Origin of the sequence: Streptomyces sp. NPDC091377, assembly GCF_044757045.1 — a bacterium.
Taxonomy (GTDB): Bacteria; Actinomycetota; Actinomycetes; order Streptomycetales; family Streptomycetaceae; genus Streptomyces.
In genome coordinates this window covers 368,134-392,255 of record NZ_JBIVUE010000004.1, presented here as the reverse complement: position 1 = coordinate 392,255, position 24,122 = coordinate 368,134, and the positions used below count along the sequence as shown (strand labels likewise).

At 73.5% G+C, this 24,122-nt stretch carries 20 protein-coding genes, 2 pseudogenes and 1 riboswitch; of the genes and pseudogenes, 12 read left to right on the top strand and 10 right to left on the bottom strand.

The window, feature by feature from the left end:
* Positions 1-51: 51 nt before the first annotated feature.
* A complete protein-coding gene (locus ACIQNG_RS11980; protein ID WP_401484281.1) occupies positions 52-756 on the bottom strand; it encodes a fasciclin domain-containing protein in 705 nt (234 codons plus the stop codon).
* Positions 757-1,133: 377 nt separating this feature from the next.
* Between ACIQNG_RS11980 and ACIQNG_RS11975 the strand changes: the two genes are divergently transcribed.
* The gene (locus tag ACIQNG_RS11975) at positions 1,134-3,350 is read left to right on the top strand and encodes an APC family permease (RefSeq protein ID WP_401484463.1); all 2,217 of its coding nucleotides are present in this window, start codon (positions 1,134-1,136) and stop codon (positions 3,348-3,350) included.
* A gap of 44 nt (positions 3,351-3,394) precedes the next feature.
* Here the strand turns inward: ACIQNG_RS11975 and ACIQNG_RS11970 are convergent, their stop codons facing one another.
* Positions 3,395-5,152 (bottom strand): GAF domain-containing protein, encoded by a 1,758-nt coding sequence (locus tag ACIQNG_RS11970; protein ID WP_401484279.1) that lies wholly within the window; start codon positions 5,150-5,152, stop codon positions 3,395-3,397.
* A gap of 374 nt (positions 5,153-5,526) precedes the next feature.
* Here ACIQNG_RS11970 and ACIQNG_RS11965 point away from each other — a divergent pair.
* Together ACIQNG_RS11965 and ACIQNG_RS11960 are read left to right on the top strand one after the other, a co-directional pair.
* Positions 5,527-6,483 (top strand): annotated as a pseudogene (locus ACIQNG_RS11965) (pyruvate, phosphate dikinase); the annotation flags it as partial.
* A 17-nt stretch (positions 6,484-6,500) separates the two neighbouring features.
* On the top strand, positions 6,501-6,950 hold the full coding sequence (locus tag ACIQNG_RS11960) for a pyridoxamine 5'-phosphate oxidase family protein (RefSeq protein ID WP_401426147.1): 450 nt from the start codon (positions 6,501-6,503) through the stop codon (positions 6,948-6,950).
* Between the two features lie 31 nt (positions 6,951-6,981).
* Here ACIQNG_RS11960 and ACIQNG_RS11955 read toward each other — a convergent pair whose 3' ends face one another.
* Both ACIQNG_RS11955 and ACIQNG_RS11950 read right to left on the bottom strand, forming a co-directional pair.
* Positions 6,982-7,677 (bottom strand): universal stress protein, encoded by a 696-nt coding sequence (locus ACIQNG_RS11955; RefSeq protein WP_401484277.1) that lies wholly within the window; start codon positions 7,675-7,677, stop codon positions 6,982-6,984.
* Between the two features lie 240 nt (positions 7,678-7,917).
* Positions 7,918-8,592, bottom strand: a complete 675-nt coding sequence (locus tag ACIQNG_RS11950) for a helix-turn-helix domain-containing protein (RefSeq protein ID WP_401426143.1) — start codon at positions 8,590-8,592, stop codon at positions 7,918-7,920.
* A gap of 231 nt (positions 8,593-8,823) precedes the next feature.
* Between ACIQNG_RS11950 and ACIQNG_RS11945 the strand changes: the two genes are divergently transcribed.
* Together ACIQNG_RS11945 and ppk2 are read left to right on the top strand one after the other, a co-directional pair.
* Complete coding sequence (locus tag ACIQNG_RS11945; protein ID WP_401426141.1) at positions 8,824-9,180, top strand: STAS domain-containing protein; 357 nt, start codon at positions 8,824-8,826, stop codon at positions 9,178-9,180.
* 84 nt (positions 9,181-9,264) lie between these two features.
* Positions 9,265-10,095, top strand: a complete 831-nt coding sequence (gene ppk2 / locus ACIQNG_RS11940) for a polyphosphate kinase 2 (protein WP_401484274.1) — start codon at positions 9,265-9,267, stop codon at positions 10,093-10,095.
* Here the strand turns inward: ppk2 and ACIQNG_RS11935 are convergent.
* From ACIQNG_RS11935 to ACIQNG_RS11925, 3 genes and pseudogenes are all read right to left on the bottom strand, one after another.
* Positions 10,065-11,030, bottom strand: a complete 966-nt coding sequence (locus ACIQNG_RS11935; protein ID WP_401484272.1) for a universal stress protein — start codon at positions 11,028-11,030, stop codon at positions 10,065-10,067. The two genes, ppk2 and ACIQNG_RS11935, sit on opposite strands and share 31 nt — an antisense overlap.
* A pseudogene (locus ACIQNG_RS11930) lies at positions 11,027-11,942 on the bottom strand (universal stress protein). The gene ACIQNG_RS11935 and the pseudogene ACIQNG_RS11930 overlap by 4 nt, the downstream one beginning before the upstream one ends.
* A 166-nt stretch (positions 11,943-12,108) precedes the next feature.
* Positions 12,109-12,771, bottom strand: a complete 663-nt coding sequence (locus tag ACIQNG_RS11925; protein ID WP_401484270.1) for a hypothetical protein — start codon at positions 12,769-12,771, stop codon at positions 12,109-12,111.
* Between the two features lie 271 nt (positions 12,772-13,042).
* On the opposite strand from ACIQNG_RS11925, the gene ACIQNG_RS11920 reads away from it, so the two are divergent.
* Entirely contained in the window at positions 13,043-13,510 is a 468-nt protein-coding gene (locus ACIQNG_RS11920; protein ID WP_401426130.1) for a cyclic nucleotide-binding domain-containing protein, read from the top strand.
* Positions 13,511-13,717: 207 nt separating this feature from the next.
* Positions 13,718-14,437, top strand: a complete 720-nt coding sequence (locus ACIQNG_RS11915) for a response regulator (protein ID WP_401484268.1) — start codon at positions 13,718-13,720, stop codon at positions 14,435-14,437.
* Between the two features lie 24 nt (positions 14,438-14,461).
* Here the strand turns inward: ACIQNG_RS11915 and ACIQNG_RS11910 are convergent, their stop codons facing one another.
* Complete coding sequence (locus tag ACIQNG_RS11910; protein ID WP_401484266.1) at positions 14,462-15,733, bottom strand: cytochrome P450; 1,272 nt, start codon at positions 15,731-15,733, stop codon at positions 14,462-14,464.
* A gap of 413 nt (positions 15,734-16,146) precedes the next feature.
* Between ACIQNG_RS11910 and ACIQNG_RS11905 the strand changes: the two genes are divergently transcribed.
* The 3 genes from ACIQNG_RS11905 to metE all read left to right on the top strand — a co-directional run bounded on the left by ACIQNG_RS11905 (position 16,147) and on the right by metE (position 20,592).
* Positions 16,147-17,256, top strand: a complete 1,110-nt coding sequence (locus ACIQNG_RS11905) for a type III polyketide synthase (RefSeq protein ID WP_401484265.1) — start codon at positions 16,147-16,149, stop codon at positions 17,254-17,256.
* An 82-nt stretch (positions 17,257-17,338) separates the two neighbouring features.
* Positions 17,339-17,884, top strand: coding sequence for a cupin domain-containing protein (locus ACIQNG_RS11900; RefSeq protein WP_401484263.1), 546 nt, complete (start codon positions 17,339-17,341; stop codon positions 17,882-17,884).
* Positions 17,883-18,109: riboswitch (cobalamin riboswitch) on the top strand. (Overlaps the previous gene by 2 nt.)
* A gap of 152 nt (positions 18,110-18,261) precedes the next feature.
* Positions 18,262-20,592, top strand: a complete 2,331-nt coding sequence (gene metE, locus ACIQNG_RS11895; protein ID WP_401484261.1) for a 5-methyltetrahydropteroyltriglutamate--homocysteine S-methyltransferase — start codon at positions 18,262-18,264, stop codon at positions 20,590-20,592.
* 82 nt (positions 20,593-20,674) lie between these two features.
* Here metE and lysA read toward each other — a convergent pair whose 3' ends face one another.
* Both lysA and ACIQNG_RS11885 read right to left on the bottom strand, forming a co-directional pair.
* Positions 20,675-22,006, bottom strand: coding sequence for a diaminopimelate decarboxylase (gene lysA / locus ACIQNG_RS11890; RefSeq protein ID WP_401484260.1), 1,332 nt, complete (start codon positions 22,004-22,006; stop codon positions 20,675-20,677).
* A complete protein-coding gene (locus tag ACIQNG_RS11885; RefSeq protein WP_401484258.1) occupies positions 22,003-22,422 on the bottom strand; it encodes an SAV_915 family protein in 420 nt (139 codons plus the stop codon). The genes lysA and ACIQNG_RS11885 overlap by 4 nt, the downstream gene beginning before the upstream one ends.
* 317 nt (positions 22,423-22,739) lie before the next feature.
* Here ACIQNG_RS11885 and ACIQNG_RS11880 point away from each other — a divergent pair, with 317 nt between their 5' ends.
* Together ACIQNG_RS11880 and ACIQNG_RS11875 are read left to right on the top strand one after the other, a co-directional pair.
* Positions 22,740-23,525 carry a polysaccharide deacetylase family protein gene (locus tag ACIQNG_RS11880; RefSeq protein WP_401426112.1) on the top strand — a complete coding sequence of 262 codons (786 nt, stop codon included), beginning with the start codon at positions 22,740-22,742 and terminating at the stop codon, positions 23,523-23,525.
* 117 nt (positions 23,526-23,642) lie between these two features.
* Positions 23,643-24,083 (top strand): SRPBCC family protein, encoded by a 441-nt coding sequence (locus ACIQNG_RS11875; protein ID WP_401484256.1) that lies wholly within the window; start codon positions 23,643-23,645, stop codon positions 24,081-24,083.
* The last annotated feature ends 39 nt before the right edge of the window (positions 24,084-24,122 follow it).

Genomic DNA, 24,122 nt, shown 5'->3' with positions numbered 1-24,122 from the left:
CGGCGGTATGACCGCGCGGCAGCGGTGGCGTGGCGTACGGCGTCCCGGTGCTCAGGAGGGCGGCATCAGGACCGTGTCGACAAGGTCGATCTGCCCGTTCTTGGTCTTGATGTCACCGCAGGTGATCTTCGCGACGTTGTTCACCTTGAAGGTGCTGCCGGAGCCGGCCGTGGTCAGCTTGGCGCCCTCCAGGGTGGTGAAGGAGCCCTTGGCGAGGTTCGACCGGGTGATGTTCTTCTCCACCACGTGGTACTGGAGGACCTTCTTCAGCTGGTCCGCGTTGTTCATCAGATTGTCCAGCTCGGTCTGCGAGAGCTTCTTGAAGGCGGCGTTGGTCGGCGCGAAGACGGTGACCTGCTTGGCGTCGTTCAGCGTCTTGGTCAGGTTGGCCTTCTTGAGGAGGGTGTTGAGCTGGGAGAGTTCCTTGGTGTCGGCTATCGCGTCACCGGTCTTCTCCGTGGCCGAGTCCGCGGTGCTCCCGTTGCCGGACGTGGGCAGTACATTGCAGCCGGTGCCGAAGGTCCCCGCCTTGGCGGAGGCGCTGGCGCTCGGGCTGGCGCTCGTGCTCGTGCTCGCGCTGGGGCTGGCGCTCGTGCTGGCGCTCGCGCTGGGGCTGGTGCTCGTACCGGCGCTTGCGCTGCCGCTCGGGCTGGGGGAGGCGGCGGCGAACGCCTGCGGGGCCGCGCCGACGGCCAGGGCCAGTGGAAGGGCCACGGCGACGGAGCCGACGAGGGTGCGAGAACGACCGAACTTCATGACGTTTCCCCTTTCCGGGGTGAGCGGGTTTCCGAGGTGGGCGGGGGTCCGAGGCGGGCGGCCGAACGAGCCGTCACGCCGTCACGGCTCGTTCGGGAGGGGGGCGGTCGCTCCCCGCGGATCCCTGGCACAGCCGGGTTCTCGGAGCCGCGTCACTCCGAAGGCCGTCCCGGACCGGGCCGACCGGTGCACACCTGACTCCGAGCATTGCAGCGGTCGTACGGGTCTGCATCCCAGGGTCGGCGGCCGGGTGAACGGGGGTGTCGTGAGGCGGACCTGACGGCCGGGTGCCAAAGGATGCGGACGTGACGGACGCGAACGGACACCGGGGCTGCGACACATCGGGACCGCCGGGGCCGGCGGCGGTGCTGCCGGGCATGAGCGAGGAGCAGGTACGGGCGCTGCGCCGGGTCGGCCGGGCCTGGAACCGGGTCTCGGCGGCGCCGTCGGTATGGCGCCGGGCGCTGCCCGTCGAACCCGACATGGGCCGCTTCCCGCGCTCCGCGGAACCGGCCCCGGCCTGGTTCGGCCGGCTGATCCCGCTCCCCCCACTGCCCGGCCCCGGCCACGCCACCCCACCCACCGGACCGGCCGAACCGGCTGAACCGGCTGGATCGGCCGGACCAGCCCGAGAAGCCGGACCGGCCGACCGGGCCGAAGCCCCCGAAGAAGCCGAAGCGGCGGCGAACCCGCGGGGGGCGGTCCTGCGGCGGGTCCTGCTGGGGGCGCCGCTGGCGAGTTCGGCGTTCGTCACGGAGCGGATGCGCAAGCTGGTGGCGTTGCCGGTGCTGTCGGCGGACGCGCTGTCCTCGGTGGCGTACGGGCCGGAGGCGATGCTGACGGTCCTGGTGCTCGCGGGCGCGGCGGGGCTGGCGTACACCTTCCCGGTCGCCGCGGTGATCGTGTTCCTGATGCTGGCGGTGGGGGTGTCGTACCGGCAGACGATCCGCGCCTACCCGCACGGCGGCGGCTCGTACATCGTCGCGGGCGACAATCTGGGGCCGGTGGCGGGGCTGGTCGCGGCGGCCGGGCTGATGACGGACTACGTGCTGACCGTCGCCGTGTCGATCGCCTCCGGCATCGCGGCCATCACCTCGGCGCTGCCGGGGCTCACCCCGTGGACGGTGCCGCTGGGCGTGGCAGTGATCGTGCTGCTCCTCGCGGGGAACCTGCGGGGCATCCGGCAGGCGGGGGCGCTGTTCGCGGCGCCGACGTACGCGTTCGTCGTCGCGATGTTCGCGCTGATCGGGGCCGGTCTGGTGGACGCCGCGCAGGACGGGTTCCGGGCGGCGCCGACGCCCTCGGTGCCGGTCACCGAGGCGGTCGGGCTGCTGCTGATCACCCGGGCCTTCTCGTCCGGCGCCACGGCGATGACCGGGATCGAGGCCATCTCCAACGCGGTGCCCGCCTTCCGGCCGGTGGAGTGGCGCAACGCCCGCACCACCCTCACCTGGATGGTGGGGCTGCTGATCGCGATGTTCGCGGGGATCGTCGTACTCATCCATCTCACCGGGGTGGTCCCCCGCTCCGACGAGACGACCCTGTCCCAGCTCGCCCATCTCTCGTTCGGGCAGGGCTGGTTCTACGTCTACGTCCAGGCGGCCACCGCCGCCGTGCTGCTGCTGGCGGCGAACACCGCCTACAACGACTTCCCCCGGGTGCTGTCCCTGCTGGCCCGCGACGACTACGCGCCGAAGGTGTTCCTGCGCCTCGGCGACCGGCTGGCGTACAGCAACAGCACGGTGGCACTGTCACTGGCGGCGGCCCTGGTGTACGTCGCCTTCGACGGGCGGACCGGGGCGCTGATCCCGCTGTACGCGGTCGGGGTGTTCCTCGCGTTCACGCTGTCCCAGTCGGGGATGGTCGTGCACTGGTGGCGGCGGCGCGATCCGCACTGGCGCAAGAGCCTCGTCTTCAACGCCACGGGCGCGGTGCTGTCGGGGCTGGTGCTGCTGACGGCCGGGGTCAGCAAGTTCACCTCCGGGGCGTGGGTCGCGCTGCTCGCGATCGCCGTGTTCCTGCTGGTGACGACCCGGGTCCACCGGCACTACGCCACCACCCGCGAGGCCCTGCGGCTGCGCCCGCACGCCGTGGACCTGCCCGCCCGCCCCGGCGCGGGACCGCTGACGCCCGCCGTGCGTACCGGGTCGGCCGCGGATCTGCGGGAGTCGGAGGAACTCCCCGAGGAGATCCGCCATCTGTCGGTGGTCGCCGTCGCCACACTGGACCTCGCCGCGATGCGCACCCTCGCCTACGCCGCGTCGCTCGCCCAGCCGGTGCTCGTCGTCCACATCAGCACCACCGAGGAGGAGGAGCGGCGCTTTCGCGCGTACTGGTCGCTGTGGGGCGACCATCTCCCGCTCCAGACCGTGCTGTCGCCCTACCGTGCGGTGGTGGCACCGCTGGTGCACTACATCGAGACCCTGCACCGGCTGAACCCCGGTCTGACCCTGACCGTCATCCTCCCGGAGATCGTCACCCGCCACCGCCGCCACCAGTTCCTCCACAGCCGCACGGCCCCCCGCCTGCGCCGCTCCCTGCGCCGCCTGCCGAAGATCGTCATCACCACGGTCCCGTTCCACCTGCCGACGTGAACGGGCGGGGCGGGCAGGCCGATGAGCGGGGTGCGGATCTGGTGCTACTCGCCCGTGGGGCTCGGCGGGGTTCCGGGGGTCCGGGGCAGGCGGGCCCGCCACGTCAGGCGGGTGCCGCCGCCGGGCGGGGTGCCGAGGTCCAGGGCGCCGTCGCACTGCGCGGCCCGCTCCGCCATGTTGCGCAGTCCGCTGCGGCGGCCGTCGGCCGGGGTGCCCACACCGTTGTCGGTGACGGTGAGGCGGACCTCGTGGGCGTCGGCGGTGAGGGCGATGTCGGCGCGGCTCGCCCGGGCGTGGCGGGCGATGTTGGTGAGCGCCTCGGAGAGCACGGCCACCACATGGTCGGCGATCTCACGCGGTACGTCGGTGTCGAGCAGCCCCTCCATCCGGACGCTCGGCGCGAACCCGAGGACGGGGGCGGCCTCGCCCGCGACCCGCACGGCCCGGGAGCGCAGCCCCGCCCCGGCGGCGCCCTCGCGGGTGCGGAGCCCGAAGATGGTCGAGCGGATGATCTTGATGGTCTCGTCCAGGTCGTCCACCGCGCGCACGACCCGCTCGGACGCCTCGGGGTGCTCGATGAAGCGGCCCGCGCTCTGGAGGGTCATACCGGTGGCGAAGAGCCGCTGGATGGCCAGATCGTGCAGGTCGCGGGCGATCCGGTCGCGGTCCCTGAGCACCGCGACCTGGGCGGCGTCCAGGCGCCGCTCGGCCAGTTCCATGGCGATCGCGGCCTGCGCGGCGAAGCCCTGGAGGGGTTCGATCTCCGTCGCGGTGAACACCGTCCGCCCGCTCTCCCGGATCAGCAGCACCACCCCGCGCACCCCGCCGTCCCGGGTGCCGATGGGCACGGCGACCGCCGGTCCGAGTCCGGTGAAGGCCGGGGAGCCCACCGCGACCCGGTCGTCCTGGGAGACATCCGGGCTGGTCACGGGGGTGACCGTGGTGAACGCCTCGCCCATCAGCCCGGCGTCGGCGGGCAGCACCAGGCCGCGCACCTCCTCCGCCTGCGGGCCGAGGGCGAGTTCCACGCCGAGCGCGTCGGTGTCCTCCATCGGCATGGCGACCACGGCGAGCGCGGCACCCATGATCTCCCGCGCCCGGTCGGCGATCAGCCGCAGCACCTCGCCGCGCTCATCGCCGGACATCAGGACGTGGGTGATCTCGGCGGTGGCCCGCAGCCAGCGTTCCCGCAGCCGGGACTCCTCGTAGAGCCGGGCGTTGTCGATGGCCACCCCGGCGGCGACGGCGAGGGTGGCCGTGACCGCGACGTCCTCGTCGTCGAAGCGGACGCCGCCGCGCTTCTCGGTGAGGTAGAGATTGCCGAAGACCTGGTCGCGGACCCGGATGGGGACGCCGAGGAAGGTGTTCATGGGCGGGTGGTTGGCCGGGAAGCCGTAGGACGCCGGGTGGTCGGAGAGCTTGTCCAGGCGCAGCGGCTCCGGGTGACGGATCAGCTCGCCGAGGATGCCGTGGCCCTCGGGGTAGTGGCCGATGGCGGCGATCCGGTCCTCGTCCACGCCGACCGTGTGGAACGCGGAGAGCCGTCTGCCGTCCGGGCCGATCACGCCGAGCGCCGCGTACTCGGCGTCGACCAGGGCAGCCGCGGCCTCCACGATGCTGCGCAGCGCCTGTTCCAGGTCCAGCTCCCGGCCGACCGAGAGCACCGCCTCCAGCAGGCTGTGCACCCGGTCCCGGGTGCCGCGGGCGGCGTCGATCCGCGCCTGCAACTCCTCCAGCAGCTCGTCCAGCCTCAGCTGCGGTAGTCGTACCCGCGTCTCCCACGGCTGCTCGGGGCTTGCCACCTGCGTCGTCTCCTCCGGTCCTGCGAACGGGCCGCTGAGCGGCCTGGTGAACGGCCTGCTGAACGGACTGGTGAACGGCCCTGCGAACGGCCTGCTGGACGTCCGCACACCGCCCCCTCCGGCCAGGCCCACCGTACCCACCCGGGGCACGGGGCGGTATCGGGGCGGTACCGGACGGGTCCACCACCCGGGCGGGCCGCGGCGCCGGGCCCGGGCCGTGTCGGTTGGGTCGTGTCGGTTGGGCCGTGTCGGTTGGGTCGTTCGGCCCTAGAGGTGGGGAAGGACAGCACCTCCCCCTCGGGGCGTCCGCGTCGGACGCTGGAAGCGTGCCGTGACCGTGGACCGGTCCGAACCGTCGACCCGAGGAGCGTGTCATGGGCCGTTACGTGTACGACTTCCCCGAGGGCGGCCGGGAGACCGCGGAGCTGCTCGGCGACAAGGGCGCCGGCCTCGCCGAGCTGGCCCGGCTGGGCCTGCCGGTACCGGCGGGTTTCACCGTGACCACCGAGGCGGGCCGCGCCCTGCGCGCCGAGGGCACGGAACCGGAGGGCCTGATGGCGGAGGTCTCCCGCCATCTGCGGACCCTGGAGCGCGAGGCGGGCCGGCTGCTGGGCGGCCGGGACGACCCGCTCCTGGTGTCCGTCCGGCCCGACGAGGGGGCCGCGCGGACCGTCCTGGACATCGGACTCAACGACGGCACGGTGACCGGCCTCGCCAAGGCGTCCGGCAGCGAGCGGTTCGCCTGGGACTCCTACCGCCGGCTCGTCCACACCTTCGGCAGCACGGTCATGGGCGTGGAGTCCGACCGCTTCGAGACGGCCCTCACCGAGCTGGAGCGGGATCACGAGACCCCGGACGAACCGCACCTGGACGCCGAGGAGCTGACCGAGCTGGTGGAGTCGTACAAACGGCTGATCCTGGACCGGACCGGCCGGGCGTTCCCCCAGTCGCCCGCCGAGCAACTGGGCCAGGCGATCCTCGCCGTGCTGCGCGCCCACGACGACGACGGTCAAGGCGTGGCGGTGACCGTGCAGCGGATGGTCTACGGCGATCTCGGGCCCGACTCCGGCAGCGGGGTGGCCGTCACCCACGACCCGGTCACCGGCCGGCCCGGCCCCTACGGCGCCTATCTGCCCGACGCGCAGGGCGCGGACGTGTCGGCCGGGGTCCGCGACACCCTGCCGCTGACCGCCCTGGACCGGCTCGACCCGGCCTCCCACCGGCGGCTCTCCGCCCATCTGGCCCGGCTGGAGGAGCTGCACGGCACCCGCTGCGCCCTGGAGTTCACCATCGAGCGCGGCACGCTGTGGCTGCTGCGGGCACGGGTCGGCACCCCATGAGGTACGAGATGACGCACACGGGCGAAGCACCGGCGCGGCGGGCCCCCGTCCGGCGCCGGGTCGAGATCGACGGGGCCGAGGCGCTGCGGCTGCTGGGCGGGGTCTCGCTGGGGCGGATCGTCTTCACCCGGCACGCGCTGCCCACGGTCCGCCCGGTCAACCACGCGCTGGACGACGGTGACATCGTCATCCGCACCCACGAGGGCGCCGCCCTGACCACCCACGCCCAGTCGGAGGACGGGCCGGGGGTCGTCGTCGCCTACGAGGCCGACTCCTTCGACCCGGAGACCCGGCTGGGCTGGAGCGTGGTGGTCACGGGGTACGCCCGGCTGGTGACCGATCCGGCCGAGCTGGCCCGCTGTCAGGCGCTGGTGCGGCCCTGGGTGGACCAGGAGATGGACCAGACGGTCCGGATCCGGCCGGACCTGGTGACCGGGGTACGGCTGGTGGCCGACTGACCGGGCGGGACGACCGCCGTCGCCGGTCGGGTCAGCCCGCCGGGACGTAGATGACCGGGCAGTGCGCGTGGTGCAGCAGCGCCCGGGCGGGCCCTCCGTGCCGGGTCCCGGCCGCGCGAGGGGTGCCGACGACCATGACGGCGGCGCCGCGGGTGGCCTCCACGAGCGCGGTGTACCCGGTGCGGGTGCCGCGCGGCGGGCGGGGGTCCTGGGCCGGGTACGGCGCCCGCGCCCCGGTCACCACCTGGAGCCGGGTACCGCGCCGCGCCGCCTCCTGGAGGGCGTAGACCGCCGTGTCGGTGTCGTGCTCCGGTCCGAGCAGGACGTCATGGCGGTCGGCGCGGTACGGCCGCGCGCCCCGGACGACCATCACGGGGCCGTGCGCCCGGGCGAGCAGCCGGGGGCCGACCGCGCCGCACAGCAGGGCGGTCAGCGCGCCCAGGCCGCGCGAGCCGACGACGGTGAGCAGGGCTTGCGCGCTCTCGCGGGCCAGCGCCCGGGCGGCGCCGCCCGCCACGGCGACGGGCTCCACGGGCAGGCCGGGGTGGCGGGCGCGGACCCGGGTGACGGCGGAGTCCAGCACCGGTCCTGCGGCGTCCCGGTCCTGTACGGCGTACACCACCCGGAGTCCGACGCCCCTGCGGTCCGCCTCCTCGGCGGCCTGGTCCAGCGCCCGCACGGATCCGGGCGACCCGTCCACCCCGACCGTCACATGCTGCGGTGTCATGACCCCGGCTCCCTTCGGGCACTCTCCTGTGTGCCCGATGGTGAGGTCCCGCCCACCCCCCGGGGAGCCGCCGGGAAGCCCCCGGCGCAACGCCGAACGGCCCTTTACGACAGGGCCGTTCGGCATCCACAGGGGGCTCCCGGCACGCGCCCGCCGACGCCGGGTCCGGGTTTCCCTTCTCGCGGGCACCGGGGCTCACACCACTCCGGACACGCGGCCCGCGTCGCCCACGCGGCGGCCTCATACCGTGATGCGGCGGCCCGTGATCACCTGGGCGTCGACCCGGATCCACAGGTCGCGGCCGTTTCCGGCCCACGGTTCGCTGTAGGCCGCCTCCGCGAGTCTGCGGGTGTCGTCCGTGCCGGTCACCGCCTCGCCGCGCCCGCGGACCAGCACGCTCCAGCCCTGGCTGAACGCGTCGTCGATGCGGTCGACCTCGAAGGCGACCCGGCGGCCCGCGGCGAGCGAGGGGGTGGCGCCGTCGGCGGTGCGGAAGACGACCGCGCCGTCCACCACGCTGTAGTTGACCGGCACGACGACCGGCCCCGAGGAGGTGGGGACCGCGATCCGGCCGACGCCGTGGCTGCCGAGCAGGGAGCGGGACTCGTCCTCGCTCAGCTCGGTGAACTCGGCGGTACGCGATGCCTGTTCCGGTCCTGGCGGCAGGTCGGCCGTGCCGCCGGACAGCTCGGAGACCGAGGTCTCCAGGGCGGCGGCGATACCGAGCAGCGCTCCCCGGTCGGGGGCGGCGCCGGGATGCTCCTCCAGATAGCGGATGTAGCTGGGCGCCATGCTGGCGCGTTCGGCGACGTCCTCCCTGGTCAGACCGAGGTCGGCCCGCCGGGTGGCGAGACGGCGTCCCAGATCCCCGAGGGGCCGTTCGCCCGCCGCGCCGTCCCTCGTCCGTTCCGCCATGCTCGTCACATCCCTTCGCCCCCACCCACCACATGCGCCACGTAAGTCCATCTTGACCGAGATGGCCCCCGTCCGCTTGGGCCGATCGGCCCGGTCCGGTCCGGTGACGCGGGACGGGGCACCGCGCACACACGGTGACCCGCACCCGCGTCCGGCCTGCCCCACCCGGCCCGCCCGGCGGGGACCGTCCGGCCCTTCTGCCAGGTCAGCGGCGGGCGGTTTCATCAGAGCATGTGCCAGAACCCCACGCGGCCCATCCCCACACCGTCGGTCCGGACCGTCGACGGGACCACGGTCGTCGCGCTGTACGGCGAGATCGACCTGATGACCGCCGCACCCCTCGCGGCCCGGCTCGACGCGCTGACCTCGGGCCCCCGCCCCGACCTGGTGCTGGATCTGCGCGAGGTCACCTTCATCGACTGCGCCGGGCTGAGCGTGCTGTGCCGCACCCGCAACCGGGTACGGGCCCGGCAGGGCAGGCTGCGCCTGGTCGCGGGCGGCGGGGGGTTCGCACGGCTGCTGCGGGCCACCCGGCTGGGCGGGGTCTTCGAGATCAGCCCGGACCTGCCCAAAGTCCCGGCGATCTGAGCGGGGCCGGGGTGCGCCGACGGCCCCGGGAACGTACGGTGACGTCCACGTGTTCGACCATGAACGTAGGCGGCGGAGGGCGGCATGGCCGACAAGCAGACGACGAAGGCGGCGAAGGCGACGAAGCCGGCCAAGGTCCCGCGCGCGGTGTACGAGAAAGAACTGCTGCGGCTCCAGACCGAGTTGGTGAAGCTCCAGGAGTGGGTGCGGGCCACGGGCGCCCGGCTCGTCGTGGTCTTCGAGGGACGGGACGCGGCCGGCAAGGGCGGCACCATCAAGCGGGTCTCCGAGCATCTCAACCCGCGTGTCGCCCGCATCGCCGCGCTGCCGAAGCCGACCGAGCGCGAGCGCACCCAGTGGTACTTCCAGCGCTACGTCGAGCATCTGCCGGCCGCCGGGGAGATCGTGCTGTTCGACCGCTCCTGGTACAACCGGGCCGGCGTCGAGCATGTGATGGGCTTCTGCACCAAGGAGGAGTACCAGCTCTTCCTGCGCCAGTGCCCGATCTTCGAGCGGATGCTGGTGGAGGACGGGATCCTGCTGCGCAAGTACTGGTTCTCGGTGAGCGACACTGAGCAGCAGGAGCGGTTCCGCAAGCGTCTGGAGGATCCGCTGCGGCGCTGGAAGCTCTCCCCGATGGACCTGGAGTCGATCACCCGCTGGGAGGCGTACTCCCGGGCCAAGGACGAGATGCTGGTGCACACCGACATCACCGAGGCGCCCTGGTTCGTGGTGGAGAGCGACGACAAGCGCCGGGCCCGGCTGAACACGATCGCGCATCTGCTGGACTCGATGCCGTACCAGGAGATCCCGCCGCCCGTCCTGGAACTGCCGCGGCGCCCGCCGTCCACCGGCTACGAGCGTCCGCCGCGCGATCTGCAGACCTACGTCCCGGACCACGCGGCGAAGCTCTGACCGAGACGCTGACCGACGCTCTGCCCGTCATCCCGTTCCGGCACCACCGCGACCGGGCAGTCCGCGTGGTGCAGCGCCCGATGGGCCACCCGGCCCAGTTGCAGGCCGAAGGTCCTGGGGCGGCGCCGGGCGCCGACCACCAGCAGACCGGCACCGTGCGCGGCGTCCACGAGGACGGTCCTCGCGGAACCCTCGACGACCCGCCGCCGCACCTCCATCCCGGCGGGCACACCCCTGAGCGCCTCCTCCAGCGCCTCCCACGCCCGCCGCTCGCACCGGTGCGCCGACTCCTCATCGGGCCGGGCCAGGTCCGGGCCGCCGCGCGCGGGGTGCCGCCAGGCCCGTACGGCCTCCAGGACCGCGCCGCGCCGCCGCGCCTCGTCGACGGCGAAGCGCACCGCCGCCGAGCCGGCGAACGGCTCCCCGACACCGACGAGGATCCGCGGGCGCGAGCGGGTGTCGTGGTCGTCGCCGCGGACGACGATCAGCGGGCAGTGGGCGTGTCCGGCCACGGTGAGAGCGACCGAGCCGAGCAGTGCCTCGGTGAGGGCGCCGCGGCCCCGGCTGCCGAGGACCAGCAGACAGGCGTTGCGGCTCTCCCGCACCAGCACGTACCCGGGCTCCTCCGGCACCGTCCCGGCGGACACCCGCAGCGCCGGGCGGCGGTCCCGGGCGCGACGGACGGCCACCTGGACGACCTTCTCGCCCAGCACCTCGTCGGCGGGCCCGCCGAGGGCGTCGGCGAGTGCCTTGCCCTCGTAGCGCTCCCACAGGGAGGCGTACACCACCCGCAGGTCCACCCCGCGCAGGGCCGCCTCGTCGGCCGCCCGGTCCACGGCGCGCAGGCCGGGCCCGGAGCCGTCGACCCCGACGACGACCGGCAGGTACTCCCGTTCGTCCCGGCCGCGCGGGACGCCTACGACCGTGGTGTTCATGGCTGCGCTCCTCGGGACGGGTGCGGGACGACGGCGACCGGGGCGGTCGCGTGGTGCAGGACCGTGTGGGTGACGGCGCCGATGCGGGAGCCGAGGGGGCCCCGCCGGTCCCGGCGGCCCACGACGACGAGGGAGGCGTCGGCGGAGGCTTCCACCAACTGCGGGCCGGGGCTGCCGTAGCCGGTCTCCCGGACCACTTCGACCTCGGGGAACTTCTCCCGCCACAGAGCGAGGGGTGCGTCCAGGGCGGCGGTCCGCTGCTGGGCCATCGAGCCGTGGTGGGCGGGGTCGACGGCCAGGCCGTACGCGGAGTACGGCGGTGGATTCCAGGCGTGCAGGATGCGCAGGGAGGCGGGCCGCGGCCCGGAACGCGAACCCGATCACCCCGGCGTCGGGGTCGGCGGTGTCGAGGCCGAGGACGACGGGCCGGTTCGGGGTGGCGGCGGAGGGGGTGCCCGCCGGGTCCGGCGCGTGTGCGTCGGCGGCCCGTGCCTCGGCCCGGACCAGGACGACGGGCCGCTCGGTGCGGGCCACGACGGCGAGTCCGACGGAGCCGAGCACGAAGCCGCCGACCGGGCCGAGCGCGCGTGAGCCGAGGACGAGCAACTCGGCCTCCTCCGCCTCCCGCGCCAGCAGTTCGGCGGGCCTGCCGTCCAGGTGTCCGCTGGTCACCTCCAGGTCGGGGTGGCGCAGCCGCAGTCCCTCGGCGGCCTCCCGGGGCACCCGCTCCGACCAGTGCCGGTGGGTCTCCTTGCCGTCGACGCGGGCCTCCGCGAGGGGCTCGGGCACGGGCTCCCGGATGTGCACCAGCTTCAGCGGCGCACCGAGCGTCCGCGCCTCGCGGGCCGCCCACTCGGCCGCCGCGCGGCTCTCACGCGAACCGTCGAGCCCGACGGTGACGGGGCGGGTCATGGTCTCCACCTCCTGGACGGGGCCCTGCGACGGACCCCGGACGGACGGATCCGGTCGCGCCGGACCCTCGACGGTTCCTTCTTCCAGCCTCGGTCCCCGGGCGGGGCCCCGGCAGGGGTCGGAGGTCCCCGCCGGGGTCCGACCGGCCCGGGCCGCTCCTCCGGGGTCACCGCAGCCAGGTGCCGCGGCGGACGAGCGGGAGCCGGGACCAGGCCCGGCCGAGGCCGAGGGTGTCGCCGGCCGAGGCGGCGGCGAGGGCGATCAGGACGACGGCGTAGACGAGGTGGTAGTCGGCGAAGGGGTTCGTCGACATGCTCGCCGAGCCGTCCGACAGGTGCCGGGCGGGCGGCCATTCGGCGATCCACATCAGCGCCATCATCACCGTGCCCGCGAGGGCGGCGCACCGCAACGCCACCCCGGCGGTGAGGGCGAGTCCGACCCCGAGCAGGCCCAGCATGAAGAGCCAGTCCGCCCAGGCGGCCCCGGCCCAGGCGTGGAACGCGGACTCCATGGGGCCGACGCGCACCCCGCCGAGGAACCCGGCGGTCGGGGAGCCGCCGTCGAGCCAGCCCTTGCCGGACGGGGTGGCGTAGCCCAGGCCGAAGGTCTTGTCGAGGAACACCCAGAGGAAGACGAACCCGGTGACCAGCCGCAGGCCGGCCAGGGCGTACGCCGACGCGGCGGGCCGCGCGGTCGCGCCCTCGTCCCGTACCGCGGACCCGGCGGCGCCGGACGCGCGCCCGCCGGACAGGGAGGGCGGGGCGGGCGGGGAGGGCGGGGAGGGCCGGCGGGGACCCGGAGTGCGGTGCGGGTGGTGGTGCACGGCCATGGTCGTGATCCCTTCGGGAGGGGGCCGGGACGGTCGGTCACTGCCCGACACGGCTCACCCTCGTCCCGTGACGGCCCACCCGCACGATGCCGAAGGGCACCCACCGCCGATGCCGGGCGGGCCCGGCCGTACGAGCCGAAGGGCCCGGTGGGCGGGCCCGGGCGGCCCATGGCCGGGGGGACGCGCCCGGCGCACTCTGGAGGAGGCGACCCGGCCGCCGCGCCGGCCCCTCCACCGCACTGGCCGTACCCACCGCGTCCGGAGGCACACCATGATGACGACCGCCACGCCCAGCATGCTGCGCGCGCTGCCCGCCGAGTACCGGCAGCGGCTCATGAGCACCGCCCGCGAGGTGTCCTTCGGCCCGGGCACCCGGCTGTTCGAGGAGGGCGGCGCCGCCGACCGGTTCTGGATCATCCGCACCGGCACCGTCGAACTCGACCTGCATGTCCCCGGCCGCCGGGCCGCCGTCATCGAGACGCTCCGCCACAACGAACTCGTCGGCTGGTCCTGGCTGTTCACCCCGCATGTGTGGCATCTGGGCGCGGAGGCGACGACACCGGTACGGGCCTACGAGTTCGACGCCCGGGCCGTACGGGCGATGGGCGAGGAGGACCCGGCGCTGGGGCGGGCGGTGGCCCAGTGGGTCGGCGACGTCCTCGCCCACCGGCTGCACGCCGCGCGCACCCGGCTGCTGGACCTCTACGCCCCGTACGGCTCGGGCCACGGACGGCTGTGAGCACCCCGGGCCACGGCACCCCGGCCGCCCTCAGTCCTCCCCCGGCCTCCGGCCCCCCGGTCGGCCGATTGGGGCCGGTCGGCCCTGGTGCGTCCGGCCCCCGGCGCGCGATGATCGACCCACCGGGGAGTCCGCGGCCCGCCCGGTGACCGCCCACCGGCGACCGGGCACACCGCGACGCAGGCCACAGGGGAACAAGGGGTCGTCATGACCGACACACGCACCTTCACCGAGCAGGAGCCGATCAGGGTCTTCCTGCTGGACGACCACGAGGTCGTACGGCGCGGACTGAGCGATCTGCTCGACGCCGAACCGGACATCTCGGTGGTCGGCGACGCCGACACGGTCGCGCACGCCCTCGTCCGCGCCCCGGCGCTGCGCCCCCATGTCGCCGTGCTCGACGTACGGCTCCCGGACGGCGACGGCATCACCGTCTGCCGTGAACTGCGCAGCCGGATGCCGGAGCTGGCCTGTCTGATGCTGACCTCGTTCGACGACGAGGACGCGCTCCTGGACGCCATCATGGCGGGGGCCTCGGGATATGTGCTCAAGCAGATCCGGGGGTCCGACCTGATCTCGGCGGTACGCACGGTCGCCTCCGGGCAGTCCATGCTGGACCCGGCGACCACGGCCCGGCTGATGCGCTCGCTGCGCGCCGACCCGGCCGAGAGCCAGACCCCGGCGATCGCCCCCGAGCTGGCCAGTCTGTCGCCGCGGGAGCGGGACATCCTGGCCCTGATCGGCGACGGGCTGACCAACCGGGAGATCGGCAAGAAGCTGTACCTCTCCGAGAAGACCATCAAGAACCACATCTCCCGGCTGCTGGCCAAGCTCGGTGTGCAACGCCGGGTGCAGGCGGCGGTCCTGGCGTCCCAGCTGGACCACGGGGACCGGGCCGGGGGCGGGAGCGGGCGGCCCGCACGGTAACGAGCCGATCCCCCGGGCAGCCCCTCAGGCGTCGCCAGGGGCCCCGAGGCGGACCGGCAGGGCCTGGTGACCGTTGCTGATCATGGAGCCGAGCGGGCGTAACTCCTCGTGCGGGACGGCGAGGCGGACGTCGGGATAGCGGGTGAAGAGCCCGCGCAGCGCCTCCGCGACCTCCATCCGGGCCAGCGGAGCCCCCAGGCAGAAGTGCACGCCGTGCCCGAAGGCCAGGTGCTCCTTGTTGAGGCGGGAGACGTCGAAGGCGTCGGCGGTGTCGCCGTGCCAGTCGGGGTGCCGGTTGGCGGGACCGTAGGAGGGGAGGATGGCCTCGCCGCGCCGGATGGTCTGCCCGTCGGGGAGGGTGAGGTCGCCGACGGCGAAGCGCAGGGGCAGGAACTTCAGGGCCGGTTGCAGCCGCAGGGTCTCCTCGGCGACGTCCTCCCAGCGGAACTCGCCCGCCCTGACCCGGGTGAGCTGCCGGGGGTGGGTGAGCATGGCGACCAGGGCCTCGTCGATGACGTTGACGGTCGTCTCGTAGCCCGCGCTGATCAGCAGGATGATGGTGTCCCGCAACTCCGGGTGGGTGAGGCCGCTGCCGTCGGTCTCGTCGTCCCGGGCCGCTATCAGCAGGGAGGTCATGTCGTCGCCGGGGGTGGCGCGTTTGGCGACGATCAGTTCGTCGGCGAGGGCGAAGAGCCGGTCGTTGTTGGCGGCCTGCTGTTCCTGGGTGAGCGTGGTGTCGAATATGCCGTCGACCACCTGACGGAAGTGCAGGGTCTGTTCGTCGGCCACGCCCAGGAGATGGCTGATCACCGTGATGGGCAGCGGATAGGCGAGCCGCTGCCGCAGATCGACCACCGTGTCCCCGGAGTCCGGGGCCAGCCCGTCGAGCAGGGCGGAGACCGTCTGCTCCACCATGGGGGCGAGCGCGGCGATCCGGCGGGCGCTGAGCGTGGGGGAGATCAGCCGGCGCAGCCGCCGGTGGTCACCGCCGTACGCGGTGAACATGTTCTGCACCGCGACCCACAGGGCGAGCGGCCAGGTGGTGACCCGGTTCCCGAAGTCCGGCCAGTGGGTGCGGGCGTCCTTGGAGACGTCGGGGCTGGTGAGCAACTGCTTGAGCAGGGCGGGGTCGGCGACCGACCACGCGGTCACCCCGAGGATGTCGACCCGGACGGCCGACCCGCTGTCGCGCAGGGTCCGGAACTCCGACTGCCAGTCGGCGCCGTTGGGGTCCAGGACGAGCGGCGGACGCGGCGGACGCACGCTGTCGTGTGACTGAGCGGACTGCTGGGACATGAGTTCTCCCTTTACTCGAATAGACGATCGACTTTCCCGAATTTCTCGACTTTCCCGAAGAACGGAACACGGAAATACGCGCGCACCGGCCGACGCATATGACAGAGAAATAACCCCATGCACGCTGAATTCAATAAAAGGGTGCGCGCCCCGCACTCCCCACAAACCCCGCCCCTGACGGCGCCCACGGCGCTTACGTCGTACCGGTCCGCCGGTCGCCGAGCGTCGCGCACGCCCGCGCGCACCCCGGCACCACCCCGCGTCCCGCGCCCCTTCCCTTGCCCACGGGCGCCCATCTCACGCTATCGAGGGTGTTTAGTGGGCTTGTCGCATGTTCCAGGGACATGAAGGGCAAGGACCGGTCTGCCGAGACGGATCTCGCTGAAACGGATCATCTCTGAAGGGGGAACTCCATGCCCGTCCTGTGCTGCCCGGCGGTGGCCGTGCCCGAGTACACGATCACGCATGAACAGACGCTGAGCCTGGCCCGGTCGTTGTACAGGGGCCATGAACAACTGCCGCTGGCGCTCCGTCTGATCGGCAACACCGGCGTCAGCAAACGCCATGTCGTGCAGCCGCTGGAGAAGACCTTGCGGCACCCGGGGTTAGAGGCGCGTACGGAGACGTACGAGGCGGAGGCGAAGGCGCGCGTCCCGGACGTGGTCGAGCGGGCCCTCGCCCACGCGGGGCTCGGCCCCCGGGACATCGACGTCATCATCTATGTCTCGTGCACGGGCTTCATGATGCCCTCGCTGACCGCCTGGATGATCAACGCCCTGGGGTTCCGCTACGACTGCCGTCAGATCCCCATCGCCCAGCTCGGCTGCGCGGCGGGCGGCGCGGCCATCAACCGCGCCCATGACTTCTGCGCGGCCCACCCCGGTTCCAACGCCCTCATCGTGGCCTGCGAGTTCTGCTCGCTGTGCTACCAGCCGACCGATCTGACCGTGGGGAACATGCTCTCCAACGGACTGTTCGGGGACGCGGTGGCCGCCGCCGTGGTCCGCGGCTCCGGCGGAACGGGCGTGAGTCTGGAGGCCAACGGCTCGTACCTGGTGCCGGACAGCGAGGACTGGATCGCCTACCGGGTCCGTCCCACGGGCTTCCACTTCATGCTGGACCGGCGGGTCCCGGGCACGATGAAGCAGTTGGCGCCCGCGCTGTCCTCCCTGGCCGCCCAGCACCAGCGGGACGTCAGCACACAGGGTTTCTATCTGATCCACGCGGGCGGCCCGCGCATCCTGGACGACCTCAGCCATTATCTCGCCGTCCCGCCGGAGAAGTTCCGCTTCAGCCGGGCCACCCTCGCCGACTACGGGAACATCGCGAGCGCGGTGGTCCTGGACGCCCTGCGACGGTTGTTCGAGGAGGGCGGCTGCCCGCCCGGCGCGCTGGGCATGATCGCGGGCTTCGGCCCCGGCATCACCGCGGAGATCTCCCTGGGCCGCTGGGTCACCGACACGCCCGACCCCACGGAGCGCAGCGGCGACACCCCGGCCGTGGCCACCGAGGGCCCCTCATGAGCGAAAAGGCCGTCGCGCACACGGGCCCCCTCGTGAACGCAGGAGCCGTCGCGCACACGGACCCCCTCGTGAGCGGAGGAGCATGACCGCGATCGTCCCGTCCGCCGGGCTGGTGCTGCCGCCCGGCGGCGGCCGGACCATGGCCGCCGCCGCCCAGCACGTCACCTTCAAGGTGACCGGCGCGCACTCCCGGACCGCCTCCACCTTCGAGGTCGTCGTCCCGCCCGGATTCGACGTGGGCGCCCACACCCACACGCACAGCGAGGAGTTGTTCTACGTCATCGAGGGCGAGTTGGAGGTGCTCGCCTTCGAACCGCTGGTGCGGACGCCCGACCGCTGGCGGGAGTGGGAGTCGGCGTCCGGCGAACGGGCGGTGCGGGCCGGCCCCGGCACTCTGCTGTTCGTACCGCCGGGCTGTCCGCACGCCTTCGCCAACCCGGGCGGAGCGCCGGCCCGGGTGCTCTTCCAGGCCGCCCCTCCCCCGGCGCACGAGCGGTACTTCGAGGAACTGATGGACCTCCTGGCCGCCGACGGCGATCAGATCGACCACGCGGCCGTCGCCGCCCTGCGGCTGCGCTACGACGTCCATCAGCTCACCCCACTGCGCTACGAGCCGCCGTGCGGTTAAGGTGGCCGGTGCAGCTGGTTCGCCCCGTCCGCCAGGCGGGAGGCGTCGTAAGAGGGAACCCGGTGGGAATCCGGGACTGCCCCGCAGCGGTGAGCGGGAACGACCGCCGTCATACGCACTGGACCCCTCGGGGTCTGGGAAGCGACGGCCTGTAGGTGTCCTCCGGTGTGCCACCGGGGAACGTGCCCGCGAGTCCGAAGACCTGCCATCTGCCCGTGCGCGAACCACTCGCGCGCGGACATCCCGGTGACCTCGTGGGCGGGTCGGCGTACAGACCGAGCGGACGGCCGAAGGCCGCTTCCGTCCGGTCCCGTCACCCTTCGCGCCCCCGTCCCGTCCCCGGGATCTCAGGGATTCATCTCGCGAAGGAGATCTCCGTGACCCGCACGTCCGCAGCCGCGGCGACCCAGGCCACTGTGTACGGCTACCCCCGCCAGGGACGGCACCGGGAGCTGAAGAAGGCGATCGAGGGCTACTGGAAGGGCCGCACCGACGCCACCGCACTCACCGCGACGGCCACCGCGCTGCGCCGCGCCCACTGGCATGAACTGGCCGACGCCGGCATCACCGAGGTCCCCACCGGTGACTTCTCGCTGTACGACCACGTCCTGGACGCCACCGTGATGGTCGGCGCGATCCCCGCCCGGCACCGGACGGCGGTCGACGCGGACGCCCTGGACGGCTACTTCGCGATGGCCCGCGGCACCCAGGAGATGGCGCCGCTGGAGATGACGAAGTGGTTCGACACGAACTACCACTACCTGGTCCCGGAGCTGGGCCCGGACACGGTGTTCAGCGCCGACCCCGGCAAGCAGGTCGGCGAGTTGAGGGAGGCCCTCGCGCTCGGGCTGGCGGCGCGTCCGGTGCTGGTCGGGCCGGTCACCTTCCTCCTCCTCGCCAAGCCCGCGCCCGGGGTGGCCGCCGACTTCGAGCCGCTGACCCTGCTGGACCGGCTGCTGCCCGTCTACGCCGAGGTCCTGGCCGATCTGCGGGCGGCCGGCGCCGAGTGGGTGCAGTTGGACGAGCCCGCGCTGGTGCAGGACCGCACCCCGGCCGAACTGAACGCCGCCGCCCGCGCCTACCGCGACCTCGGCGCCCTCACCGACCGGCCGAAGCTGCTGGTGGCGTCGTACTTCGACCATCTCGGCGAAGCCCTCCCGGTGCTGGCGAAGGCACCGGTGGAGGGACTGGCGCTGGACTTCACCGAAGCCGCCGCCGCGAACCTGGACGCGCTGGCGGCGGCCGGCGGGCTGCCCGGCAAGCGGCTGGTGGCCGGGGTCGTCAACGGCCGCAACATCTGGATCAACGATTTCTCCCGCTCCCTGTCCACCCTCGCCACCCTGCTGGGCCTGGCCGACCGCGTCGACGTCGCCGCCTCCTGCTCCCTGCTGCACGTCCCGCTCGACACCGGCCTGGAACGGGACATCGAACCCCAGGTGCGGCGCTGGCTCGCCTTCGCCCGGCAGAAGACCTCGGAGATCGCCACCCTCGCCAAGGGCCTCGCCCAGGGCACCGACGCCATCGCCGCGGAACTCGCCGCCAACCGCGCCGACCTCGCCTCCCGCGAGCACTCCCCGATCACCCGCGACCCCGCTGTCCGGGACCGCGCCGCCGCGGTCACCGCCACCGACACCCGCCGCTCGCAGCCCTACGCGCGGCGCACCTCCGCGCAGCGCGCCCACCTCGGGCTGCCGTTGCTGCCGACCACCACCATCGGCTCCTTCCCGCAGACCGACGAACTGCGCGCCGCCCGCGCCGACCTGCGCGCGGGCCGTATCGACACCGCCGGCTACGAGGACCGCATCAAGACAGAGATCCAGGAGGTGATCTCTTTCCAGGAGAAGACCGGACTGGACGTCCTCGTGCACGGCGAGCCCGAACGCAACGACATGGTCCAGTACTTCGCCGAACAGCTCACCGGCTACCTCGCCACCCAGCACGGCTGGGTCCAGTCCTACGGCACCCGCTACGTCCGCCCGCCCGTCCTGGCCGGCGACATCTCCCGCCCCCGCCCCATGACGGTGCGCTGGACCACCTACGCCCAGTCGCTCACCACCCGCCCCGTCAAGGGCATGCTCACCGGGCCGGTCACCATGCTCGCCTGGTCCTTCGTCCGCGACGACCAGCCCCTCGCCGACACCGCCCGCCAGGTGGCGCTCGCCCTGCGCGACGAGGTCACCGACCTGGAGGCCGCCGGAACCTCCGTCATCCAGGTCGACGAACCCGCACTGCGCGAGACCCTGCCCCTGCGGACCGCCGACCGGCCCGGCTACCTGGACTGGGCCACCGAGGCGTTCCGGCTGACCACGGCCGGGGTCCGGCCGGACACCCAGATCCACACCCACATGTGCTACGCCGAGTTCGGCGACATCGTCCAGGCCATCGACGACCTCGACGCCGACGTCATCAGCCTGGAGGCGGCCCGCTCCCACATGCAGGTCGCCCGCGAACTGGCCGCCCACGGCTACCCCCGCGAGGCCGGCCCCGGCGTCTACGACATCCACTCCCCCCGGGTACCGGGCGCGCAGGAGGCGGCCGACCTGCTGCGCACCGGGCTCAGGGCCATCCCCGCCGAGCGCCTGTGGGTCAACCCCGACTGCGGACTGAAGACCCGCGCCTGGCCCGAGACCCGGGCCTCCCTGGAACACCTGGTGTCCGCCGCCCGCACCGTGCGGGCGGAGATCGCGCCGGAGCCGGGGCCGAAGTAGCGCGGTGACAGGGCGAGGGCCGGGAGAGGCGTACGCGGTGTACGCCTCTCCCGGCCCTCGGCCCTCCCCCGTCCGCGCCCCGCTACAACCCGATGTCGCGGGCGCGGATGTCCTCCAGGGACTCACGGCGGACCAGCAGCCGGGCCTGGCCGTCGCTGACGGCGGCGACGGGCGGACGCCCGACCAGGTTGTACCCGGAGGCCATGGAGAGGTGGTAGGCACCGGCGACGGGGACCGCGAGGAGGTCGCCGGGGCGGATGTCCTCGGGGAGTTCGACGTCGGCGGCGAGGATGTCGCCCGCCTCGCAGTGCCGGCCGACGACGGTGACCGGGGCGGGGGCGCCGCCCGCGCGGCCGATCATCCGGGGCGCGTAGCGGACGCCGTACAGGGCCGGGCGCGGGTTGTCGCTCATGCCTCCGTCGACGGCGACGTAGGTGTGGCGGCCGGTGCGTTTGACGGCGAGCACGTGGTAGAGGGCGATGCCCGCCGGTCCCGCCACGGCCCGGCCCGGTTCGATGAGGAGCCGGGGGACGGGGAGGCCGGCGGCGGTGCAGGCGCCGGTGAGTTCGGCGCGGACCTTGCGGGCGAGGGCGGTGAGGTCGAGGGCGGGTTCGCCGGGGCGGTAGGCGATGCCGTGGCCGCCGCCGAGGTCGAGTTCGGGCAGGGTGAGGCCGTGCTGGTGGTGCAGCCGGGCCATCAGGCCGACCAGCCGGCGCACGGCGGCGAGATAGGGCTTGACGCTGGTGATCTGCGAGCCGAGATGGCAGTGGAGGCCGGTCAGTTCGAGCTGGGGCTGGTCGAGTATGCGGGTGATGGCGTGCTGGGCGTAGCCGTCGGCGATGGAGAGCCCGAACTTCTGGTCCTCGGTGCCGGTGCGGATCTTCTCGTGGCCGCCCGCCGAGACACCGGGCACGACCCGCACCATCACCTTCTGGTGGCCGTCGGGTCCTACGGCGGCGGCGAGCCGGGCGATCTCGGAGGGGCTGCCGATGACGATCCGGCCGACACCGAGCCGCAGCGCGCTCTCCAGGTCGCGGGGCGTCTTGGCGTTGCCGTGGAGCACGATGCGCTCGGCGGGGAACCCGGTGGTGACGGCGAGTTCGAGTTCTCCGGCGGAGCAGACGTCGAGGCCCAGGCCCTCCTCCGCCACCCAGTGGACCATGGCCCGGCACAGGAACGCCTTGGCGGCGTAGTGGATACCGGCGTCGGGGAAGGCGTGCCGGTAGGTGCGGCAGCGGTCGCGCACCTCGGCCTCGTCGAGGACGTAGACGGGGGTGCCGAAGCGGTCGGCGACCTCGGTGAGCGGGACCCCGCCGACGGTGACCTCGCCGGGCAGGGGTTCGGTGGTGGAGGCCGGCCACACGGACAGGGCGTCGGCGGTGGCGGTGACGGTGGTGTCGTGGACGGTGGTCATCGTGCGCTTCCCTCGACGAGTGCGGCGGCACCGGTGGCCCGGCGGGCGGCCACGGTGTCGGGGGCGGTCCAGGTGCGCCGGCCGGCCCCGGACGGTGCCGGGTGTCCGGGGCGGCGTGGCCGTGCGGTGGGCACGGGGGCGGAGAGCTGGGGGTCGACGGTGAGGGCGGTGACACCGAGGGGCTCGGTCAGCGCGCGGAGGGCGGGCTCGGCGAGCCGGATCCAGAGGTGGCCGGTGCCGAGGGTGGCCGTCAGACGGCGCTCGGAGGTGAAGGCGACAGCGGTGCGGTCGCCGAGCGGGGTCCGGAAGAACCGGGCCGCGCACCCGGAGGGTCCCGGACGGACCGGGACGTACAGCGGTCCGGCCGGGGACGGTGGGGAGGGCTCCGGGTCGTCGTCGCACAGGGTGTCTGCCATGGGTGCCTCCTGGAGGCCGGGCTCGTTCGGTCGGGAGCGATGAGCGCCCCGGACGCGGGGAGGCGGTCCGGGGCTCACGGATGACGCTATGCCCGGGGACCGGGGGGCCGGGACGGTCCCTGACGCGACGCTGACGGTGCGGGGCGGGACGCATACGGATCGCTGACGCGAGAGCCCGGAAGAGGTCCCGGGGTGGTGCGGGAGGTGGTGCGGGAGGTGACCTGGAAGGTGGTCCGGAAGTGGTCCGGAAGGTGGTCCGGAAGGTGATCTTCCACCCACTATGAACGCCGTCTATACTACCTATGTATAGTCCTGGTATGCCCACTCTGAGCAACAAGATGGAAAGACCGGGGCGCCGGTTCCGAACTGCGGCGACGTATCTGACAGCGACCGTGCTGACCCTGGCGCTCGCGGGCTGCGCGAACGTGGAGACCACGGCGCCGAGCAGTGTCCGCGCTGACACCGCCGCCGACGCCGGGGACCGGTTCGGCAGCGTCGACTGCCGCAAGGCCAAGTGCGTCGCGCTGACCTTCGACGCCGGTCCGAGCGAGCACTCCACGAAGCTGCTGGACATCCTGAAGGAGAAGCGGGTCCCGGCGACCTTCTTCCTCCTCGGCAAGCGGCACATCGACACCTACCCCGAGCTGGTGGTGCGGATGGCCGACGAGGGGCACGAGGTCGCCAGCCACACCTGGACCCACCGGATCCTCACCGAGCTGGACGACGACGAGATCCGCGAGGAACTGACCCGCACCAACGAGGAGATCGAGCGCCTCATCGGCCGCGCGCCGACGCTGATGCGCCCGCCGCAGGGCCGCACGGGCGACAGCGTGCACCGGATCTCCAAGGAGCTGGGCCTGGCCGAGGTGCTGTGGACGGTGACCGCGAAGGACTACCAGACCACCGACTCCGACCTGATCCGCGAGCGGGTGCTGAAGCAGACCTCGCGGGACGGGATCATCCTTCTGCATGACATCTACGACGGGACCGTCCCGGCCGTGCCCGGCATCATCGACGCCCTCAAGGAGCGCGGGTACGTGTTCGTGACCGTGCCCCAGCTGCTCGCCCCGGGCGAGGCGGAGCCGGGGAAGGTGTACCGGTAGACCGAACCGGCGGGCACCGGCGGGCGGGAGCGGTGGGCAGGACCGGTCGGCGGGACCGGCGCGCGGGAGCGGTGGACGGGAGCGGTGGGGGCGGGTGGGCCTGCCTAGGATGCGTTCGTGATCAGCTTCCTGCTCGAACGCACGGCCCCGCTGCCACCGGCCGAGGCGTGGCGCCGGCTCACCGAGTGGCCCCGGCACGGGGACGCGGTCCCGCTGACCCGGGTCTTCGTGGCCACCGCGCCGCCCAGCCGTACGGGGACGGTCGTCGTGGCCCGTTCGGGACTCGGCCCGCTCGGCTTCGACGACCGCATGGAGATCACGGTGTGGCAGCCGCCCGGCGCGGACACCCCGGGCCGCTGCCGACTGGAGAAGCGCGGACGGGTCGTGCTCGGCTGGGCCGAGATCGAGGTCCTGCCCGGGCCCGGCGGTCGCGCCCGGGTGCGCTGGCACGAGGAACTCGGCGTCCGCTTCCTCCCCCGCCTCTTCGACCCGCTCCTGGAACGCACGGCACGGGCGGTGTTCGGGCGGGCGGTGAACCGGCTGTTGCGGACGGCGTAGCGGACCGCCCGGCCCGGCTGTTCACGCACCGGGATCGGG

Coding starts and splice junctions, on each gene's coding strand:
- ACIQNG_RS11980 (WP_401484281.1), bottom strand. CDS start 756: ATGAAGTTCGGTCGTTCTCGCACCCTCGTCGGCTCCGTCGCCGTGGCC.
- ACIQNG_RS11975 (WP_401484463.1), top strand. CDS start 1,134: ATGAGCGAGGAGCAGGTACGGGCGCTGCGCCGGGTCGGCCGGGCCTGG.
- ACIQNG_RS11960 (WP_401426147.1), top strand. CDS start 6,501: ATGACGCACACGGGCGAAGCACCGGCGCGGCGGGCCCCCGTCCGGCGC.
- ACIQNG_RS11955 (WP_401484277.1), bottom strand. CDS start 7,677: ATGACACCGCAGCATGTGACGGTCGGGGTGGACGGGTCGCCCGGATCC.
- ACIQNG_RS11950 (WP_401426143.1), bottom strand. CDS start 8,592: ATGGCGGAACGGACGAGGGACGGCGCGGCGGGCGAACGGCCCCTCGGG.
- ACIQNG_RS11945 (WP_401426141.1), top strand. CDS start 8,824: ATGTGCCAGAACCCCACGCGGCCCATCCCCACACCGTCGGTCCGGACC.
- ppk2 (WP_401484274.1), top strand. CDS start 9,265: ATGGCCGACAAGCAGACGACGAAGGCGGCGAAGGCGACGAAGCCGGCC.
- ACIQNG_RS11935 (WP_401484272.1), bottom strand. CDS start 11,030: ATGAACACCACGGTCGTAGGCGTCCCGCGCGGCCGGGACGAACGGGAG.
- ACIQNG_RS11925 (WP_401484270.1), bottom strand. CDS start 12,771: ATGGCCGTGCACCACCACCCGCACCGCACTCCGGGTCCCCGCCGGCCC.
- ACIQNG_RS11920 (WP_401426130.1), top strand. CDS start 13,043: ATGATGACGACCGCCACGCCCAGCATGCTGCGCGCGCTGCCCGCCGAG.
- ACIQNG_RS11915 (WP_401484268.1), top strand. CDS start 13,718: ATGACCGACACACGCACCTTCACCGAGCAGGAGCCGATCAGGGTCTTC.
- ACIQNG_RS11910 (WP_401484266.1), bottom strand. CDS start 15,733: ATGTCCCAGCAGTCCGCTCAGTCACACGACAGCGTGCGTCCGCCGCGT.
- ACIQNG_RS11905 (WP_401484265.1), top strand. CDS start 16,147: ATGCCCGTCCTGTGCTGCCCGGCGGTGGCCGTGCCCGAGTACACGATC.
- ACIQNG_RS11900 (WP_401484263.1), top strand. CDS start 17,339: ATGACCGCGATCGTCCCGTCCGCCGGGCTGGTGCTGCCGCCCGGCGGC.
- lysA (WP_401484260.1), bottom strand. CDS start 22,006: ATGACCACCGTCCACGACACCACCGTCACCGCCACCGCCGACGCCCTG.
- ACIQNG_RS11885 (WP_401484258.1), bottom strand. CDS start 22,422: ATGGCAGACACCCTGTGCGACGACGACCCGGAGCCCTCCCCACCGTCC.
- ACIQNG_RS11880 (WP_401426112.1), top strand. CDS start 22,740: ATGCCCACTCTGAGCAACAAGATGGAAAGACCGGGGCGCCGGTTCCGA.